Source organism: Nocardioides oceani, from assembly GCF_030412965.1.
Classification (GTDB): domain Bacteria; phylum Actinomycetota; class Actinomycetes; order Propionibacteriales; family Nocardioidaceae; genus Nocardioides; species Nocardioides oceani.
On sequence record NZ_JAUHJQ010000155.1, the window covers coordinates 1 to 278 of the forward strand.

The 278-nt window shown below is 58.6% G+C and carries 1 protein-coding gene; it reads right to left on the minus strand.

All coding sequences use genetic code 11. The annotated features are described in order from the left end of the window. Positions 1–278: cytochrome c-type biogenesis CcmF C-terminal domain-containing protein (locus tag QWY28_RS23645; RefSeq protein WP_300955353.1), on the minus strand; the 278-nt coding region annotated here is incomplete at both ends.

Here is a 278-nt window from a genome sequence, read left to right on the forward strand (position 1 = left end):
GTGTGCCGGGGGAGCGCCGCCACGAGCGTATGGGTTGAATCATTGAGGTGGCCATAATCCAGAATGCGGCGATGACACCAACCGTCACGAGAATACCGAAGCGGCCATAAATCAGCGCCGGAATACTCAGGCCGGCGACCAGCGCAATAATGGCGGGTACTTTCAGTTGCTTGATAAGTGCGTGCCAGTCCTGACTGCGCCAGGCCGTGTGCATACCGACGCCGATAAGCAACAGCAGCGGCAGCATCGGGATGGCAAAGGCGATTTCGAACCAGGGT